Below are 17,028 nucleotides of genomic sequence, written 5' to 3' on the forward strand. Positions count from 1 at the left end.
ACCTTTACGCTAGAAATTGAATAACTTCTCTGCATTTAAGTGCGTTCTCTTAAAGAAATGAGGTTCTTCGATATGGCTAATCAGAAGTTTTTTCTCGCTTTACTCAGCATCTTTTTCTCGTTTTCAGCCATATCTATCTCTTATGCAACAAGGCCTACGGGCAACAATCAACAAAGGTTATCGATGATGAAAATCCGTATTTATATTGAGGGATCAAAGCAACCACTATTTGCAACATTACCTATGACACCGACTGTTCAAGATTTTGCCAAGCAGCTTCCGTTGACATTAACCCTTAAAGATTATGACTCTACTGAAAAAATAGCCGACCTACCCACCAAGCTAACTACACAGAATGCACCCAATGGCTATGCAGGACAAGCTGGTGATCTTACCTATTATGCCCCTTGGGGTAATCTGGCTTTTTTCTATAAAGACTCAACTGTTGGGTACGCAAATGGTCTTATTTTGCTTGGGAAACTTGATGCTATTCCCCAAGAGTTCAAGCAAAAACAACCCATCAAAATTTCAATTTCCCAAATGAAATAAGCATAAGCAAATTCACCCATTCAAATTATTTAAATTGAGGTATCCATGACTACATCTCCCTTCTTTAAAAAGCTTAAAACCCATACTGCGGCTGCGATTTGCGCTGCAACAATTGGTTTATTCTCTTCAACCTCAGCTATGGCAGCAGACATGACTAACGGCGCAAATAACTTTTATCAAAGTCAGCAAGTGACTATTCAGAAAGTCACGTTTAAAAATCAATACAATATGGATATTGTCGCCAATCTGGTTATTCCCAAAAATCTGAATAAAAAGACTAAAGCCCCCGCTATTGTAATTGGTCACCCAATGGGAGCCGTGAAAGAACAAAGCTCTATGCTTTATGCACAGAAACTGGCTGAACAAGGTTTTGTAACATTGGCGATTGATCAATCATTTTGGGGTGAAAGCGCGGGCCAACCCAGAAATGTAGTTGCACCTGACATTTACGCAGAAGCATTTAGTGCGGCTGTAGATTATTTAGGAACGCAATCTTTTATTAACCGTGAACGTATTGGCGTACTCGGCATTTGCGGAAGTGGAAGTTTTGTCATTAGCGCAGCAAAAATTGACCCTCGTATGAAGGCCATTGCCACTGTCAGTATGTATGATATGGGAGCTGCAAACCGTAATGGCTTACGCCACTCACAAACCTTAGAGCAAAGAAAGCAAATTATTGCTGAAGCGGCTGTGCAACGTTATGTCGAGTTCACAGGCGGTGAAACAAAATATACCAGCGGGACTACGCATGAGTTAACGGCAGATACACATCCGATCCAACGTGAATTTTATGACTTTTATCGCACTCCACGCGGAGAATATACGCCGAAAAGTTCATCAAAAGACCTTACAACCCACCCAACACTAACAAGTAATGTCAAATTTTTAAACTTCTATCCATTTAACGATATTGAAACCATCTCACCACGCCCAATGCTGTTTATTACAGGTGATCAGGCTCATTCAAAAGAGTTTAGTGAAGAAGCTTATAAACTCGCAGGCCAACCTAAAGAACTTTACTATGTTAAAGGTGCGGGACATGTTGATTTATACGATCGTGTCGATCTCATTCCATTTGATAAATTGACCAGTTTCTTTAAACAAAACTTGAAATAAGAGGCATGATAGAGGCTCAACACGGGCCTCTATTTATTTAATGAAACTCTTGCACCAGACTATTAATATGCGCCACAGCCGCAGTTCGATTTTCAACGCAAAGTTTTTCAAAAACATGTTCTAAATGTTTGTTTACCGTCCGCGGGCTCAGCTCCAAAATTTCCGCAATATCTTTATTGGTTTTCCCTAACAATAACCAGTGCATGACTTCTGCTTCACGCTGAGTCAACTGCGGGCAATATTTCAAAATATCAGCCATTTCCAAAGCTGGCGTAGAAGTCTTGATCTGGATAAGATAATTTTTTGCTACGCTTGTTTCAGATTGCCACGGTGTAAGCAATAAAAGCTGTAATTGCTGAGATGGCGTTGAATAAGAACAGCTGATTAATTTTTTTGGGTCTTTTTCATGTTCCAAGTCTGAAAACCAAGCTTTTAAGCCTGCTTCAAAACCTTCTAATTCAGGTAAATATTGATTCAATAAATCACTGGCTTTTTGAGTTTTCCAAACAATTTTGCCGTGAATATCTAGCGCGAGAATTGCTGTTTCTGTTGCATCAATCACCTGTTTTTGTTGCTGCAATAGTTTGGCATGTGCCAAATGCGTTTTTACTCTTGCCAGTACTTCTTCAATATTCAGTGGCTTTGTTACGTAGTCCACCCCACCGACCTGAAAACCACGCACAATATGTTCTGTTTCCGACAAGCCTGTCATAAAAATGACTGGAATAAACTGAGTAATTGGGCTTGCTTTAAGCTGTATACAACTTTCAAAGCCATCCATATGTGGCATATTGCCATCGAGCAAAATCATATCGGGTAAGCATCGGTGCGCGATTTCAATTGCACTTAACCCATCCGTTGTTACAAGCACACGATACCCTGCCTGATCCAGACTTTCATGTAACAAGCCCAGATTTTCCGGCACATCATCCACAATCAGAATAACAGCCTGCTCAGTTGTTGAAGCCTGCTGAAAAGAAACATATTGCGTACTCATTGCTTATCCTGAATTAATCGTTGGGCCTGTTTTAAATCAAATTTTTGAATAGCCTGTTCAAGCTGTTCCCATAACTCGTCATGCTCCGGAAAATTTTGACGACAATGTGTTAAAGCATGTTGAATACCTCGAATATAGCCTTGTCCAATCAATTCATCTAGTTGCTGCAAGGCTTGAGTTAAATCTTGTGCGCCATTGTTTTCTGGTTGTTTTGTTGGTGTATAAACAGTGACTTTTTCTTGCTTATACGTCTTTATATGAAGTGCTTGAACCTCATTATTTTCTTCGGTTAATGTTGACCTAGAATCAGCCCACACCAGCCCTAACTTATCTCCAATTTTACTCAGCAACAAATTGAGATCGATTGGTTTTAGCATAAAGTCTTCACTTAAGACTGCATCTTGTGGATTGACTTCACGCTCGCCTGCATTCGCCGAAATAATTAAGATCGGCACATTGGTAATATTATTTTGACGTAATAACCGCGCAGTTTCCCACCCGCCCATCAAGGGCATATTCAAATCCATTAAAATCAGGTTAGGCTGAAAAATAGGAACACGTCTTAAACAATCAATGCCCGACTCGGCTTCTTCAATAATGAAACCCAAAGGTTTTAGAAAATTAGCAACTAAACCTCGATCTACAGCTTCATTATCAACAACTAAAATTCGTTTTCGCTCACCTTGATAGCCCGTAATCTGGTTGGAATAAACATTAGAAATTGGATGAACCACCTCTTTTGAAGGCAAATAAAACTTAATTTTAAACTGTGAACCTTGATTGAGCTGGCTACTCACAGATAGCTGCCCACCAAGTAAATCGACCAATAATTTTACAATCGGTAGTCCGAGCCCTGTGCCGGTAAATCCACCCTGAACCACATTACTGCCTCGTTCAAACGGATTAAATATCCGCTCTAAATCCGCTTCTGCAATGCCACAACCTGTATCTCTAATTTCAAAATAAGCCGTTTGAAAGCGGTAATCGACTTTTAAAGTTATTGTGCCGCTCGTCGTAAACTTTAAAGCATTGCCCAATAAATTAATCAGTACCTGTTCTAAGCGCTTTTTGTCGGTGCGGACATAGTGCGGCAGGTTATCTCCAATTTCATAAATAAACTGTAAATTCTTCTGTTCAAACTGCGGCTGAAACATTTGAATAATCTGTTCTATAAAATTTGGGAAGTGAACATCCACCACATTTAAAGAAATTTTGCCTGTTTCAATTCGTGCTAAATCCAGTAAACCGTCAATCAGCGAAGTTAAATGCTGCCCACTACGGCTAATTACCCCAAGCGCCATTTTCCCCTGTTCCGAAAGCTGCTCTTGTTTTTGAAGCAATTGGCTATAACCCAAAATACTATTTAGAGGTGTTCGTAGTTCGTGACTAATTCCAATGACATAACGGCTTTTTGCATCATTTGCCCGTTCTGCTGAAATTCTAGCATCTTGCAGGTCTTTTGAAGTGACTTCATGCGCAGCAATTTCATCAATCAATAACGCTGTTTGTTGATGTGTTTCAATTTCAGCATTACGGCGGCTTTCATCGTTTAGCACTAACCACCATGCCGCAACGCTCATTAATAAAAACAAGATGGTGTAAATTTTGACAAATAGCGTAAATAGCTGAGGAACTCCTTCAGCATTAATCGTTTCCAGATATGCTTTTTCTTGGATATAAACCAGACTTAAACTCACCGCCAAAACAATAGAAAGTCCTAAAGTCAGTAATAAATATAAACTGACCCGACTGTTTAAACGACTGGCCCAACGTTCTGGTAAATAATGCCAGATAGCTTTTTTAAGCTGTATTGACCAACGTGCATCGGGTTTACACAAATCGTGACAGCGTGCTTCAAGTGAACAGCATAGAGAGCAAATCGTACCGTTATAGGCTGGGCAACCCGCCATATCGGCAAGTTCATAGTCCCGTTCACACACGACACAGTTAGCAATCGAAGTCGCCTGAATTTTTTCAGGTTGGCGTGCAATGTAATATTTGCCTTTGGTTAAGTAAGCAATGATAGGAACACATAACACCGCACTCCCCAAAGCAATAAAACTCGCCAAGCCTTTCACTATTAATCCGAAAAAGCCCAAATAGCTAAGCATCGATAACACTGAAGCGATGAGTAACGCGCCTACACCTACGGGGTTGATGTCATATAAGTAAGCACGGCGAAATTCAATTCCTTTCGGGCTTAGACCTAAAGGCTTACAGATAATTAAATCGGCAACAACGGCACCAATCCATGCCAAAGCGACATTGCTATATAGCCCCAAAATGCGCTCGACCGCATGGCTAATACCCATTTCCATCAAAACAATGGCAATGAAAACGTTAAAAAGAAGCCAGACAATTCGCCCTGGATGACTATGAGTTAAACGGGCAAAAAAGTTTGACCATGCCAATGAACCAGCGTAGGCATTGGTCATATTAATTTTAATCTGTGCCAAGCAAACCAGTGCCAACGTGAGAATTAAAGCAAGCTGGGGATTTGGAATAAATTGTTGATAGGCAACCCAATACAGATACGTCGGATTGTCTAGTTCAGAGACAGGAATCAACAGCTGAAAGGCTAAAACCATCAGCAACATGCCCATCAAAACTTTGAGAAATCCAAAAATAATCCAAGATGGGCCACCTAAGAAAACAGCAAAACGCCATGCCGTTCTATTCTTTTCTTGTTGCGGCAAAAAACGTAAATAGTCGGCTTGCTCACCAATTTGGATCACAAATGAAAAAATAAGAGTGCACGCCGCACCAAAGTAATACAGATTAAAATCGGTTGAGTTTGAAACCGCACCAACAAAATGCAGGCTACTACTTAAAATTTGTGGTTGTTTCCAAAGTACAAAAAACCATGGTAATAACAGCAATAAGAGCCAAATTGGCTGAGTGATTGCCTGAACTTTGTTAATAAAACCAATACCTTTGACCACTAAAGGTAAAATCACCAATGCAGAAATCAAGTAACCAACAACTTGTGGAATGCCAAGGGCAAGCTCAAGTGCCATCGCCATAATTGCAGCTTCAAACGCAAGCAAAATAAAGGTAAAGCTGGCATAAATCAGTGAAGTAATGGTCGAGCCAATATAGCCAAAACCTGCACCACGGGTGAGCAGATCGACATCTACATTATATTTTGCAGCGTAGTAACTAATCGGCCAACTGGTTAAGAATATGATGGTACATACGACTATTGCCGCCCACAGCGCGTTGCTAAAGCCGTACTGCCAAAGCATGGTCGCTCCAATGGCTTCCATAGCCAAGAAGCTAACTGTCGAAATTGCGGTATTAGTAACGGTCCAAGGCGACCATTTACGTACTGATGTGGGCGCATAACGGAGCGCATAATCTTCGATACTTTCATCTGCCACCCAAATATTATATTCACGGCGCGTTTTGATCACACGTTGTGGTGCTTGTTGGGGGCGTGAAGAATCTGGCATAACACTCATGTTTGGCATGTGGCTGCATTAAACCCAGCAATCCTTATGCCAAAAGTCATTTATCATGGCGATTTTCTCGAATACGCACATATACGCAAAATAACGTATTTCCAATTTTCATCAAAAATCACACACTCAAATTCATCAAAAAACAATGATCAATATTTGTGTTGATTGACCGAAAATGATTGGGAGATTGATGTTATGAGTGTATCTGAACATCCAAATCTGGACACTGTGCAAGGTACAGATTCACAAAAAGCAGTGAATGAAACCTTAGAAGATTATACTTTACGTTATGCTCCACATAGCTTTCGGCGCTGGAGCCCCAAAGTTGTTGCTATTACTGCACTTGGTGGTATTGCCTATCTTGCTGACTTTTCTATTGGCGCCAGTATTGGTATGTCTTATGGAACAACCAATGCGGTTTTCTCCATTTTATTTGCAGCAATTATTATCTTCTTAACTGGTATTCCTCTTGCCTACTACGCGGCACGTTATAATATCGACCTCGACTTGATTACCCGTGGCGCAGGTTTCGGTTATATCGGCTCAGTCCTCACTAGTATCATTTTCGCCAGTTTCACATTTATTTTCTTTGCCCTTGAAGGTTCAATCATGGCGCAAGGCTTATTACTCGGTTTAGGTATTCCGCTTTGGGCAGGCTACCTCATCTCGACCGTTATGGTGATTCCGCTTGTTATTTACGGCATGAAAGCCTTAAGTAAATTACAAGTATGGACAACTCCGCTTTGGCTCATTCTGATGATTGGTCCTGTGGCCTACCTGATTTATCAAGAACCAACCTTAGTCAGCCAGTTTGCTACTTTTACAGGTAAAGAAGGTTTTGCAACTGTAGATATGGCAGCCATCATGTTGGGTGCTGGTATATGTCTATCTTTGATTATGCAAATCGGTGAGCAAATTGACTACTTGCGCTTCATGCCCGCTAAAACAAAAGAAAATAGTAAAGCATGGTGGGCAGCCGTAATTTCAGCAGGTCCAGGTTGGGTAATTTTAGGGGCAATCAAACAAATTATTGGAGCATTTTTAGGTTTCTACTTATTAACAAAATTACCGGGTGTAAACAGTACTGAACCTGTTCAACAATTTAATGCAGCGTTTCATGACATGCTTCCGGGCTGGGCTGCTCTAACACTTGCGGTTATTTTGGTGGTCATTTCTCAAATTAAAATTAACGTGACCAATGCTTACTCTGGTTCTCTTGCTTGGACAAGTGCCTACACTCGTATTAGCAAGCATTATCCGGGTCGTATTGTCTTTGTGATGGTGAACTTGGCAATTGCCCTTGCCTTAATGGAAGGCAACATGTTTGCAGTACTGGGTAAAATCTTAGGGTTCTATTCAAACTTTGCGATTGCATGGGTTGTGGTCGTTGCAACAGACATTTCAATCAACAAATATGTTTTAAAGCTTTCACCAAAAGAACCAGAATATCGTCGCGACATGCTCTACAACGTAAACCCTGTCGGTATGGTTGCGTTCCTTGTATCAGCAGGACTATCGATTGCCGCATTCTTCGGATTACTTGGCAGCTTCTTGGCTCCTTACTCACCGCTTATCGCGCTTGTACTTGCCTTTGTATTAACACCAATCATGGGCTTATTAACCAAAGGAAAATACTACATCAAGTCACATGATGACGGCATTAAAGAACCCCGTTTTGACGCTGAAGGTACACCAGTTGCAACAGTTTACCACTGCCGTGTATGTGAAGAAGGTTACGAGCGTCCAGATATTATGTTCTCTCATAAACATAACGGTACGATCTGCTCTTTGTGTAAAACACTTGATACCTAAATATCCTTAAGACTAAAAAAGAAGCTTTTTAAAGCTTCTTTTTTTATCCCTAAAGATTTTAGCCAATCGGGAATAAACGTTCAGGCACGACATCTTTCATTACAATGGTTGAGATGAGTCGTTGCACACTCGGAATAGCCGATAACTTTTCATCATATAGCCGTTGAAAAGCGGGTAAATCTTTTGCTACCACATGCAGCAAATAATCTGGCTCACCAAATAAGCGCTGGGCCTGAATGATTTGCGGAATATCAATCACCGCATTTTCAAACTTCTCAACTGCCTGCTTATCACCTTCTTTAAGCGTAATAAAAACAATCGCTGAAAACTCAAAACCTACTAGATTCGGGTCGAGTTCTGCCCGATAGCCTTTGATGGCTCCTGACTCCTCTAAAGCCTTCACTCGTCGATGACATGGTGAAATGCTTAAGCCTACTTTTTCTGCCAATTCAGTAATAGATAATCGGCCATTTAACTGCAATTCAGCAAGAATCTTTTTATCTGTGCGATCCATTTAGAAAAATTTACCCCAAATGAGTGTGATATGAGCAAACATTTAAAAGCACATTCTAAATACATGAGCATATTATTTTCAACAAGTTCGAATGAATAGGAATTTTTTCTAAACCACGAACGAAACCTTTGGAAAATAGTTTGCCGAGATAAGCATATGGCTTTTAACATTTTTATTGCATTTTGGAGTGTCTCCATTCTTTTTATTATTACTCCAGGGGCAGACTGGGCCTATGCCATCTCGGCAGGAATTAAAGGCAAAGTCGTCGTACCTGCCGTTGCAGGTATGCTATTGGGGCACTTTATTACGATTTTATTGGTAGCGGCTGGTGTTGGTCTGCTTGTAGCAAATAATCCAACTGCTCTCATGATCCTAACAATTGCAGGTTCTGCTTATTTGTTATGGATGGGAATAAACTTATTACTTACCCCTCCTACTCCGAATGAGTCTGGTTCTGAAAAGGCTCGGTCATGGTTGAGCTGGGCAACCAAAGGCGTTTATGTGAGTGGATTAAACCCGAAAGTTTTTTTACTCTTTTTAGCGCTGCTACCTCAATTTATTGACACTACTGCTTCATGGTCTGTGACAACACAAATTCTTGCCTTTGGTGTTGTCCACATGATTAGCTGCGCGATTATTTACTTAATGGTGGGTTATGGTTCAGAAGCTATTTTGAAAACCAGACCACAAGCAGCACAATTAGTCGGTCGTTTTTCAGGTGGTTTGATGGTTGTTATCGCAACATGTTTATTGATTGGGCAAATTTAAAAAGACATTTAGCAAAAAGTTACTGGCCTCCATTTCAGGTCAGTAACTAAAATCATAAAATATGAAAGCAACGCCTTATCTCATTCGTTTGAGGTTATAAGTCACGACTCCCCAAATAACCAGTTCTTGCCCTTCTTCAATATAAATATTTTGATAATCGGAGTTTTCAGCTTTTAGCCAAATTTTAGGTGGGTGGTAATTATTATCAATCATTAAGCGCTTAACAGTGAAATCATTGTCAATAAGCGCAATTACGATATCCCCAGATTTAGCGGGAAGACTACGGTCCACAATAAGTGGATCATCAATATCAATTCCAGCGTCTAGCATTGACAAAGAATTGGCTTTGACAATAAACGTGGCATTTTCATTTCTAATTAAATATTCATTTAAATCGAGTGCTTGCTCAATATCATCTTGCGCTGGCGAAGGAAAACCCGCAGCAACACGTTCAGTAGCTAAAGGAATATGGTAAATTTTATCGTTGTTTGCATGGACCTGTTGAACCTTCAATTTTGAGCTAAAATCTGTCCGGTTGTCGGTTTTGACATTATTCAGTAACCAATTTTTGATAAAGTTCACTTGAGATTCTGGAACACGAATCACTTTTGTGGGTTCATTGAACTGTGCTTTACGACCAGCATTTTCACGGGCACCGCCATGCTCAAACTCGTTTTTCTTTGACATCTCGCCACCATTTCACCGTTCAAATCCTACACAGACAATGTAACTTGAAAAAGTTACATTTTCAAGTTGACGAAATATTTTTTTTGCATAACAATAAATCCCATGATCAGATTTTAATCCATTTTGCTTTTAACAGGGATGTTTAAATCAAAATGGCAATTTGAAGAAAATCAAAACCTATTATGGGATAGTCCTGATTACTGACTGTTTTATGATTTTTATCAAATGAGATTCTGAACATTTAACATTCTGGTTAAATTCAGTTTTTTGGTATGGAGACATGCGAAATGAAAAATCAACGTGATGCAGTTTTAGGTTATGCAAATGAGCAACATGCTTACTATATCCGCCTCATTGAAAATGATGCGGTATTAGGCGAAAGCTATGGAATTTTCTGTGAAAATCCGGAAAGTGAAGCAGCAGAAAGTATTATGACCACCCTATTTCTAAAAAAATCTTTTTGGTTAAACGGTTCTGAATATCTTGATATTGTAAAAGGGCTACAACCTCTCCCCCAATAAAATATTAAAACAAAGGAGGCTAAACCTCCTTTGTTTTTAAAGCGCGATGCTTAAGACGCAAACCGTCCAGAGGCATCGCGTTTCTGATTTCGAGAGTTTTGTCCACGGTCATCATAATCATCGTCACGACTGCGACCACGATATAAAAAAGCCCCGAAAGTTTTAACCTTCAGGGCTTTTACTTTAAGCTGGAACGTGCTGAGCTATTTTCTCTCGCGACCAAACTCGATGAGTTTTAAGCAAGTTTTTAAGCTTCTCTGAAATATGCTTAAATTCATCTTCTATTAGAGTACCTTCATCTGCAACCAAATTAAGTGGGTCAAGTAGGTCAGATTTATTACCTAAAAAAACGACTGGTTTTAAATGTTTATAGGCTTCTAATATGTAATGACGAGTTACACCATCTTGTATCACCGTATTTAAATTATCACCATCGGGAATAATCACCGCATCATAAGCAATTGATGGTTCTGCCATTTGCATGCCATCAGCCGCAATAACTTTGTCTTGATGATCTTTAACTGGCGCTAGGCTCGGTGCTAATAAATGCACAATAGCCCCTTCCTTAATTGCCCAGTTTTTAATGGTTTCTAATGCATCAGACTTCACCAGATTATGGATGAGTACGGCTATTTTTCGGCCTTTAATATCGGCTGGCGGGAAAGCGAGCATGGATAACTTAGCCGATTTTTCAACGGTTTGAGGTTTAAAATCGAGGCTAAGATCAGGTACTTCTATTCCTAGATTTGCTCCCACTTGACGTGCTAAATCAAGGTCGATATTCGCCAAAATTTGTTGGACCTGACGTTCACGAATATATTTTCTTTTTACCTTACTGAGTTCAAAGGTATACGCATCGACCACATGTTTCTGCTCATGAGGTGCAAGGCTCTTGTAATAAAGACGCGGCTGAGAAAAATGATCTGAAAAAGATTCACTTCTTTCACGAATCTTTTGACCACTCACTCGTTCATAGTAACTTTCAAATCCACCATTTTCTGCCGCTGGAGGTGTTTCAACTGGCCAGTTCCCATCAATTGAATTTGGTTGATAAGAAGCTTGCCCTTTATGAATGGTATGCTGATGAATGCCATCGCGTTGATTATTATGGAATGGGCATACAGGCTTATTAATCGGAATTTGATGGAAATTCGGTCCGCCTAAACGACTTAACTGTGTATCGGTATATGAAAATAGTCGTGCCTGTAAGAGAGGATCATTCGTAAAATCAATGCCTGGGACAATATGCCCTGGACAGAAAGCAACCTGCTCTGTTTCAGCAAAGAAATTATCAACATTTCGATTTAAAACAAAACGGCCAATAGGTGTGACAGGAACTAATTCTTCAGGAATAATTTTTGTTGGGTCAAGTAAGTCGAAATCGAACTTCATTTCATCTTCTTCTGCGACAATTTGCACCCCTAATTCCCATTCAGGATATACGCCTTGCTCAATGGCTTCGTAAAGATCTCGACGATGGAAATCAGGATCTTTACCTGCAAGTTTTTGTGCCTCATCCCAAACCAGAGCGCTTAAACCTTGTTTTGGAGTCCAATGAAACTTAACAAAATGAGCTTTACCTTCAGCATTAATTAAACGGAAGGTGTGCACACCAAAGCCTTGAATTGAACGTAAATTACGAGGAATAGCACGATCAGACATCGCCCAAATCACAGCATGCGCTGACTCTGGTACTAAAGACACAAAGTCCCAAAATGTATCATGGGCGCTCCCTCCAGTAGGCATTTCAGTATCTGGTTCAGGTTTTACCGCATGTACAAAGTCAGGGAACTTAATACCATCTTGTACAAAGAAAACTGGAGCATTATTGCCGACCAAATCGAAGTTGCCTTCTTGGGTATAAAATTTAATAGCAAATCCACGAATATCACGAACAGTATCAGCTGAACCACGCGGCCCTTGTACAGTCGAGAAACGTACAAAAATTGGAGTTTGAATAGATGAATCCGTTAAAAAACCCGCTTTCGTTAGACGTTCATTGCCTTTATAAGCTTGAAAATAACCGTGAGCTCCTACGCCACGAGCATGCACAATACGCTCTGGAATTCGTTCATGGTCAAAATGGGTAATCTTTTCTCGTAAGATAAAATCTTCTAATAATGTTGATCCGCGCGTTCCTGCTTTTAAACTATTTTGGTTATCAGCAATTTTAACCCCCTGATTTGTGGTTAAAGCCTGATTTGTAGCATCATCTCTTACTGTGTCTAATTGTTCAGTTTTTTGAGTGGTATTGGCTTTGTTTGCCTCATCAGCGCCAGCCATTTCACTTGTTTTATTTGTTAATTTAACGTTATCAGTCATGTTCATTACCTATGTTTTAAAGTTAAACCTTGGGTGAAGTAGAAAAATTAAAGAACTAATTTTTGTTAAAGGAACTTAAATATGGAAAAAGAAGCTCGACATATTTGCGCGTGCTCCAAAGTCCAATACTCTTATGGTGTGAGTCGGGTGCTAAAAATGGGGTTAATTTGCATATTTTTATAGCAAGATCATGCGACTGACCTATACGTTCTTGCAAAGCATCAAGTTCGCCATCAGAGATATAGCTAAATAAATAGTCTTGAATACGCTGGCTGCTGTTGAGTGCTTTGCTGTAAGTCAAGAAATTAGAAGAATGGTCATCTCCTGCAATCCAATCATGAATGATCTGCCGCTCTACAGGAGTAAACACTCCAAACATTTTTCCATTCTCATCATTAATTAATCTCCAAAAAATACTTTGTTCAGGATTGCTATTAAATTTAATCCATTTATGGTCAATTAAATGCGATACCAGCCCCTCAACATCGTCTGGGTTAGATAACCATTGATTAATCGTTTTGCACCCAAACTCTCTGGTTTCGTTATGAATTAACTGCCCTACGAGCGCCTTCCTCTTTAAAATTTTAAGAACAAAATCTTCAACATTTAAATTTTTTATAATTTTCGAAGAGCCCACGCCATGATTGTTTAGCGCAAAACCACGTTTTAATTTAGTAAGAAAAAGTTCTTTATCTCTATATTTATCATAAATATTTTCTATAACTTTAATCGCTTTATTTGCATGTCCATTATCAATGTTGTCAATGGTGATGTGCAGATTGAAATACTTAGAATCGATGCCCAGTTCAGCTAGTTCATAATTGCTAATCAATAGGTGAAGAGGCAGCTGTTCATAGCCCAGATTAAACCCAATAATCTCGGGAATGAACTCAGCTGGAGCATAACCAAGAGCCAACTGAACCACGGCATGATGATAATATTCATCTTCTAAAAGCAGATCAAAACTATCGATTCCCAAACTACGTAGTAAATCATCATAAATACATACGTGGTTTGCTTTCGGTTCACCTAACCCCAGCTCTTCCAAATACGTAATAATAAGATCGTGGAAAACTGGGTCGTTCCAATAGTGAACACAACTATATAGCCATGCACCATCTACTTTTTTTGTAGGAGAGACTTTAATTAAAAATTCAAATGCTTGACTAACATTCTTGAAATACTCTCTCTCACCTCCGCTTTGTCTGCGGTTTAAATAAGACTGAAATACCTCACAATTTTCTTTATTATTGTTCTCACACCATGCTTTAACCATATTTATATTTGAAGGGAAATCAATTTCCTTTTGATCTACCTTTTCTATTTCATGTGCAAGAAAATCTCTTGCTTTTTTTTCTTTCTCAAAACTAGAAATATCAGGATCAAGGAAAAAAATAAATAATTCGTAATAGTTCTGTTGATTATCTTGTAATAGGTCTAATAATCTTTCTTTCACTACAACAGGCATTTCTATTCTCCTTTTGTGAGATATAAAATACCATACTTTACTCACCATATTATCCCAGCTTATCTTTGTTATATTGCGTTATTAAAAACAATTGTTTCTGTATAAATCTTTTCAAATTCAAATGTGTAACACCTAACACAAAATTACATTCTCATCTTTAGAATAACTTAACTGCCTATTTTTATAAAAAAATATAAAATTTAAATTTTTATTACATTATAGTTACCTTTAAAATCATAAAGATTAAAAAATTAACATAAAGCAATTAAAAATAATTCTATAAATAACTTAAAAACATAGCTAAGGATAGAAAAATGTTTAACTCATGTTGCAAATTATTAGCAGAAGAAAAAATTAAAATTGCATTTTTTGAAAGTGCTTCTGCGGGCTATTTAGCTTACCGCTTTTCTTTAAGCCCCTATTCTGGCGATATTTTTATTGGAAGCTTAGTCAGCTATGACTTACGGGTTAAAGAAAATACCCTTCATATTCCTTCGGAACTTATTGAAAAATATACACCTGAATCCATGCAAGTCACTGTAGAGATGATCAAAAAAGGGAAAAACCTTATAAAGGCAGATCTTTATGTTGCTTGTACGGGATTATTAAAAAAAGGCGGGTCAGAAACAAAAGAAAAAACAATAGGTACCTTCTTTTATTCTATTTTTTATAAAAATAATTTTTATAATTTTCATCGTATATTTAAGGGTTTTCCTTATTTTAAACTTAGACAACTTGTTTATTACATTACTCAAGATATAGAATTCATAATATTAGATAATAAAAAATAGAACCTTACCAATAAAAAATAACAAATACATATTTAGAAATGATCATAGTGTTTCTTTAACACCAATGTACTTAAATGTAATTTTATCCATCTTCATATTAATTATGTTTATTGATAAAAACTTCATTATATAAAAATCAAGGTTTTAGTTATTTTCTAAAGTTACAGTTAAATATAGGGTAACACCCTCAAGCTACACATTTAAAATTTTCATGTTTAAATAAACCTATCTGAAGCTCTCAGATAAAACACACATCATAAATGATATGAGGTAATTAAAGATGAGCACTACTAATAATCAAAGCAATCAACCTAATAATCAGCAGCAACAGCAGCAAAATGACAACCGTAATAACCAGCAACAGCCAAATGGCAATCAACAGCAAAAAGATCAACAGCAACAAAACAATCAGCAACAACAGCAAAATGACAACCGCCGCCCACAACAAGGCTCTAATCAAAAAGACCCAAGTCAACAAAACTCAAATAACAATAATCAGCAACGTTAATTCATTGCCGATTTAATTGTCATTTGATGCGGTCATTCATTTTATTTAGGAAGGTGTCTTCACCTTCCTAAATTCAATATAAGCATAAAATTTAATAATAGATGAGGAAAAACTGATGACAGATCAAAATAGCGATCACGCACGACTGCCAGCTGGCGACCATAACTATTCTGATACCTATTGGCGCGAAAGTTACGTTACTCGTCCTTATTATCAAGAAGCTCAACTTACTACTCCAGATCTAGATTATGATCGAGATTTCTCGACAGCCTATGAATTAGGTCATCGTGCCCGTACCGAATCTAAAGAAGGTGCTCAATTTGAAGATGTCGAAGGTAGCCTTCAACAAAAATGGGAAGAGCTGAAAGCTGAATCCCGCTTAAAATGGGAACATGCTAAACAGGCAATTAAAGACGCATGGAACGATAGATAGTATTTGTAATGTAGTATCTTCTATTTATTAATTTAAAAATATGAGCTTATTTCCTATTGGCCCTTGGAAATAAGCTCTTTTTATAGCATCTTATTTAATTATCTTTTTTCTTAAAATATTCAATAATTTCTTCCCCGTTATTTACCGGATGTGGCACTGAACGATAATTTTCTTCGTAATCATATGAAGATAAAGTAACCTTAGCTCGGATTGGCGGTAATTTTTCTTGTCCGCCCGTTGTAATCCGCTCAATAAAACTCGCAAGCCACAATACAAATTCTTGAGTATTCTTACTCTGCGGAATAATACTTAAATCCAATTTAATTTTAGATTCCTGTAGAGGTTTAATCAGTAATTCAGCAAAATCAATATAATTATATAAAAGCTTAAGCTTTGTCCCCTTAAGCTCATGTCTGAGTTCAATCATCAAATTGTTAAGATCTTCCATATGATCATCTGTAAAGCCTTTTTTTTCTTTAACATTTTGATATATTTTCTCAGCTATTCTTAAGTACTGGGGCATATCCTTACCTTTATAAAACTGTCATGACTACAATGAATTTAGGATGAATATAAGTAATTTATTGTGTTTATTTTATTAATTTTTTGAAACTATAACTCATTATAGAAACACTTCAGTAACAACAAATTCTTAGAAAGATAATAACTTACTAATTTATTGATTAATTTTATATTTTCATATAATTATCTTTTTTATTATGTTACATATTTTATAGAAAATAACGATAAGAAAACTCACCTAAAAATGAGTTTTCTTAGAAAAAATAGTTATGATTTTTTATCCATTTTGTGAGGGGTCGTGGGGTCATTAACGCCATGAGTTCCGTCATCTCTTGAATTTCTATCTTGGCAAGCGCTCATACCCATTGCAATTGCAACGACCATGCTAACTGCACAAAAAATTCTTAACATTGAAGTCACCCTTATTAATTTTAAGATATCGGCTTATGAATAACATTATCTTCTGTTGGCCTACCACTGTGGTTCTCTTAACTTTTGTAGATTATGCAAGCTTTTGTAAAAATCTAAATTAAATAAATGATTAAAAAATACCATTCTT

Annotated in this window: 15 protein-coding genes; 8 read left to right on the plus strand and 7 right to left on the minus strand. The window is 37.9% G+C overall.

Annotated elements, in window-relative coordinates; all coding sequences use genetic code 11:
- Nucleotides 1-72 precede the first annotated feature (72 nt).
- Together FY048_RS07125 and FY048_RS07130 are read left to right on the plus strand one after the other, a co-directional pair.
- Complete coding sequence (locus FY048_RS07125) at nt 73-549, plus strand: cyclophilin-like fold protein (RefSeq protein ID WP_446090660.1); 477 nt, start codon at nt 73-75, stop codon at nt 547-549.
- A gap of 45 nt (nt 550-594) precedes the next feature.
- Nucleotides 595-1,665, plus strand: coding sequence for an alpha/beta hydrolase (locus tag FY048_RS07130; protein WP_446090661.1), 1,071 nt, complete (start codon nt 595-597; stop codon nt 1,663-1,665).
- A gap of 37 nt (nt 1,666-1,702) precedes the next feature.
- On the opposite strand, the gene FY048_RS07135 is transcribed toward FY048_RS07130, so the two are convergent.
- Both FY048_RS07135 and FY048_RS07140 read right to left on the minus strand, forming a co-directional pair.
- On the minus strand, nt 1,703-2,662 hold the full coding sequence (locus tag FY048_RS07135; protein WP_446090662.1) for a response regulator: 960 nt from the start codon (nt 2,660-2,662) through the stop codon (nt 1,703-1,705).
- Nucleotides 2,659-6,123, minus strand: coding sequence for a hybrid sensor histidine kinase/response regulator (locus FY048_RS07140; RefSeq protein ID WP_446090733.1), 3,465 nt, complete (start codon nt 6,121-6,123; stop codon nt 2,659-2,661). Before FY048_RS07140 ends, FY048_RS07135 begins: the two co-directional genes overlap by 4 nt.
- A 195-nt stretch (nt 6,124-6,318) precedes the next feature.
- Between FY048_RS07140 and FY048_RS07145 the strand changes: the two genes are divergently transcribed.
- Nucleotides 6,319-7,935, plus strand: a complete 1,617-nt coding sequence (locus tag FY048_RS07145; RefSeq protein ID WP_004642440.1) for a purine-cytosine permease family protein — start codon at nt 6,319-6,321, stop codon at nt 7,933-7,935.
- A 58-nt stretch (nt 7,936-7,993) separates the two neighbouring features.
- On the opposite strand, the gene FY048_RS07150 is transcribed toward FY048_RS07145, so the two are convergent.
- Nucleotides 7,994-8,449 carry an Lrp/AsnC family transcriptional regulator gene (locus FY048_RS07150; protein WP_000376211.1) on the minus strand — a complete coding sequence of 152 codons (456 nt, stop codon included), beginning with the start codon at nt 8,447-8,449 and terminating at the stop codon, nt 7,994-7,996.
- A 156-nt stretch (nt 8,450-8,605) separates the two neighbouring features.
- On the opposite strand from FY048_RS07150, the gene FY048_RS07155 reads away from it, so the two are divergent.
- Nucleotides 8,606-9,217: a LysE family translocator gene (locus FY048_RS07155; protein ID WP_446090663.1), complete on the plus strand. Its 612-nt coding sequence runs from the start codon at nt 8,606-8,608 to the stop codon at nt 9,215-9,217.
- A gap of 75 nt (nt 9,218-9,292) precedes the next feature.
- Here the strand turns inward: FY048_RS07155 and FY048_RS07160 are convergent, their stop codons facing one another.
- The gene (locus tag FY048_RS07160; RefSeq protein ID WP_005041445.1) at nt 9,293-9,904 is read right to left on the minus strand and encodes a LexA family protein; all 612 of its coding nucleotides are present in this window, start codon (nt 9,902-9,904) and stop codon (nt 9,293-9,295) included.
- Between the two features lie 287 nt (nt 9,905-10,191).
- Between FY048_RS07160 and FY048_RS07165 the strand changes: the two genes are divergently transcribed.
- A complete protein-coding gene (locus FY048_RS07165) occupies nt 10,192-10,425 on the plus strand; it encodes a hypothetical protein (RefSeq protein WP_003651181.1) in 234 nt (77 codons plus the stop codon).
- 183 nt (nt 10,426-10,608) lie between these two features.
- Here FY048_RS07165 and katE read toward each other — a convergent pair whose 3' ends face one another.
- A complete protein-coding gene (gene katE / locus FY048_RS07170; protein WP_446090664.1) occupies nt 10,609-12,753 on the minus strand; it encodes a catalase HPII in 2,145 nt (714 codons plus the stop codon).
- Nucleotides 12,754-12,802: 49 nt separating this feature from the next.
- On the minus strand, nt 12,803-14,215 hold the full coding sequence (locus FY048_RS07175; RefSeq protein ID WP_446090665.1) for an iron-containing redox enzyme family protein: 1,413 nt from the start codon (nt 14,213-14,215) through the stop codon (nt 12,803-12,805).
- Between the two features lie 314 nt (nt 14,216-14,529).
- On the opposite strand from FY048_RS07175, the gene FY048_RS07180 reads away from it, so the two are divergent.
- The 3 genes from FY048_RS07180 to FY048_RS07190 all read left to right on the plus strand — a co-directional run bounded on the left by FY048_RS07180 (nt 14,530) and on the right by FY048_RS07190 (nt 15,947).
- The gene (locus FY048_RS07180) at nt 14,530-15,006 is read left to right on the plus strand and encodes a CinA family protein (RefSeq protein WP_446090666.1); all 477 of its coding nucleotides are present in this window, start codon (nt 14,530-14,532) and stop codon (nt 15,004-15,006) included.
- Between the two features lie 280 nt (nt 15,007-15,286).
- Entirely contained in the window at nt 15,287-15,514 is a 228-nt protein-coding gene (locus FY048_RS07185) for a hypothetical protein (protein ID WP_446090667.1), read from the plus strand.
- Nucleotides 15,515-15,629: 115 nt separating this feature from the next.
- Nucleotides 15,630-15,947 carry a hypothetical protein gene (locus tag FY048_RS07190; RefSeq protein WP_045436253.1) on the plus strand — a complete coding sequence of 106 codons (318 nt, stop codon included), beginning with the start codon at nt 15,630-15,632 and terminating at the stop codon, nt 15,945-15,947.
- 94 nt (nt 15,948-16,041) lie between these two features.
- Here the strand turns inward: FY048_RS07190 and FY048_RS07195 are convergent, their stop codons facing one another.
- Nucleotides 16,042-16,470: a hypothetical protein gene (locus FY048_RS07195; protein WP_198496030.1), complete on the minus strand. Its 429-nt coding sequence runs from the start codon at nt 16,468-16,470 to the stop codon at nt 16,042-16,044.
- Nucleotides 16,471-17,028: the final 558 nt, after the last annotated feature.

It is taken from the genome of Acinetobacter sp. 1124_18A (assembly GCF_052824995.1).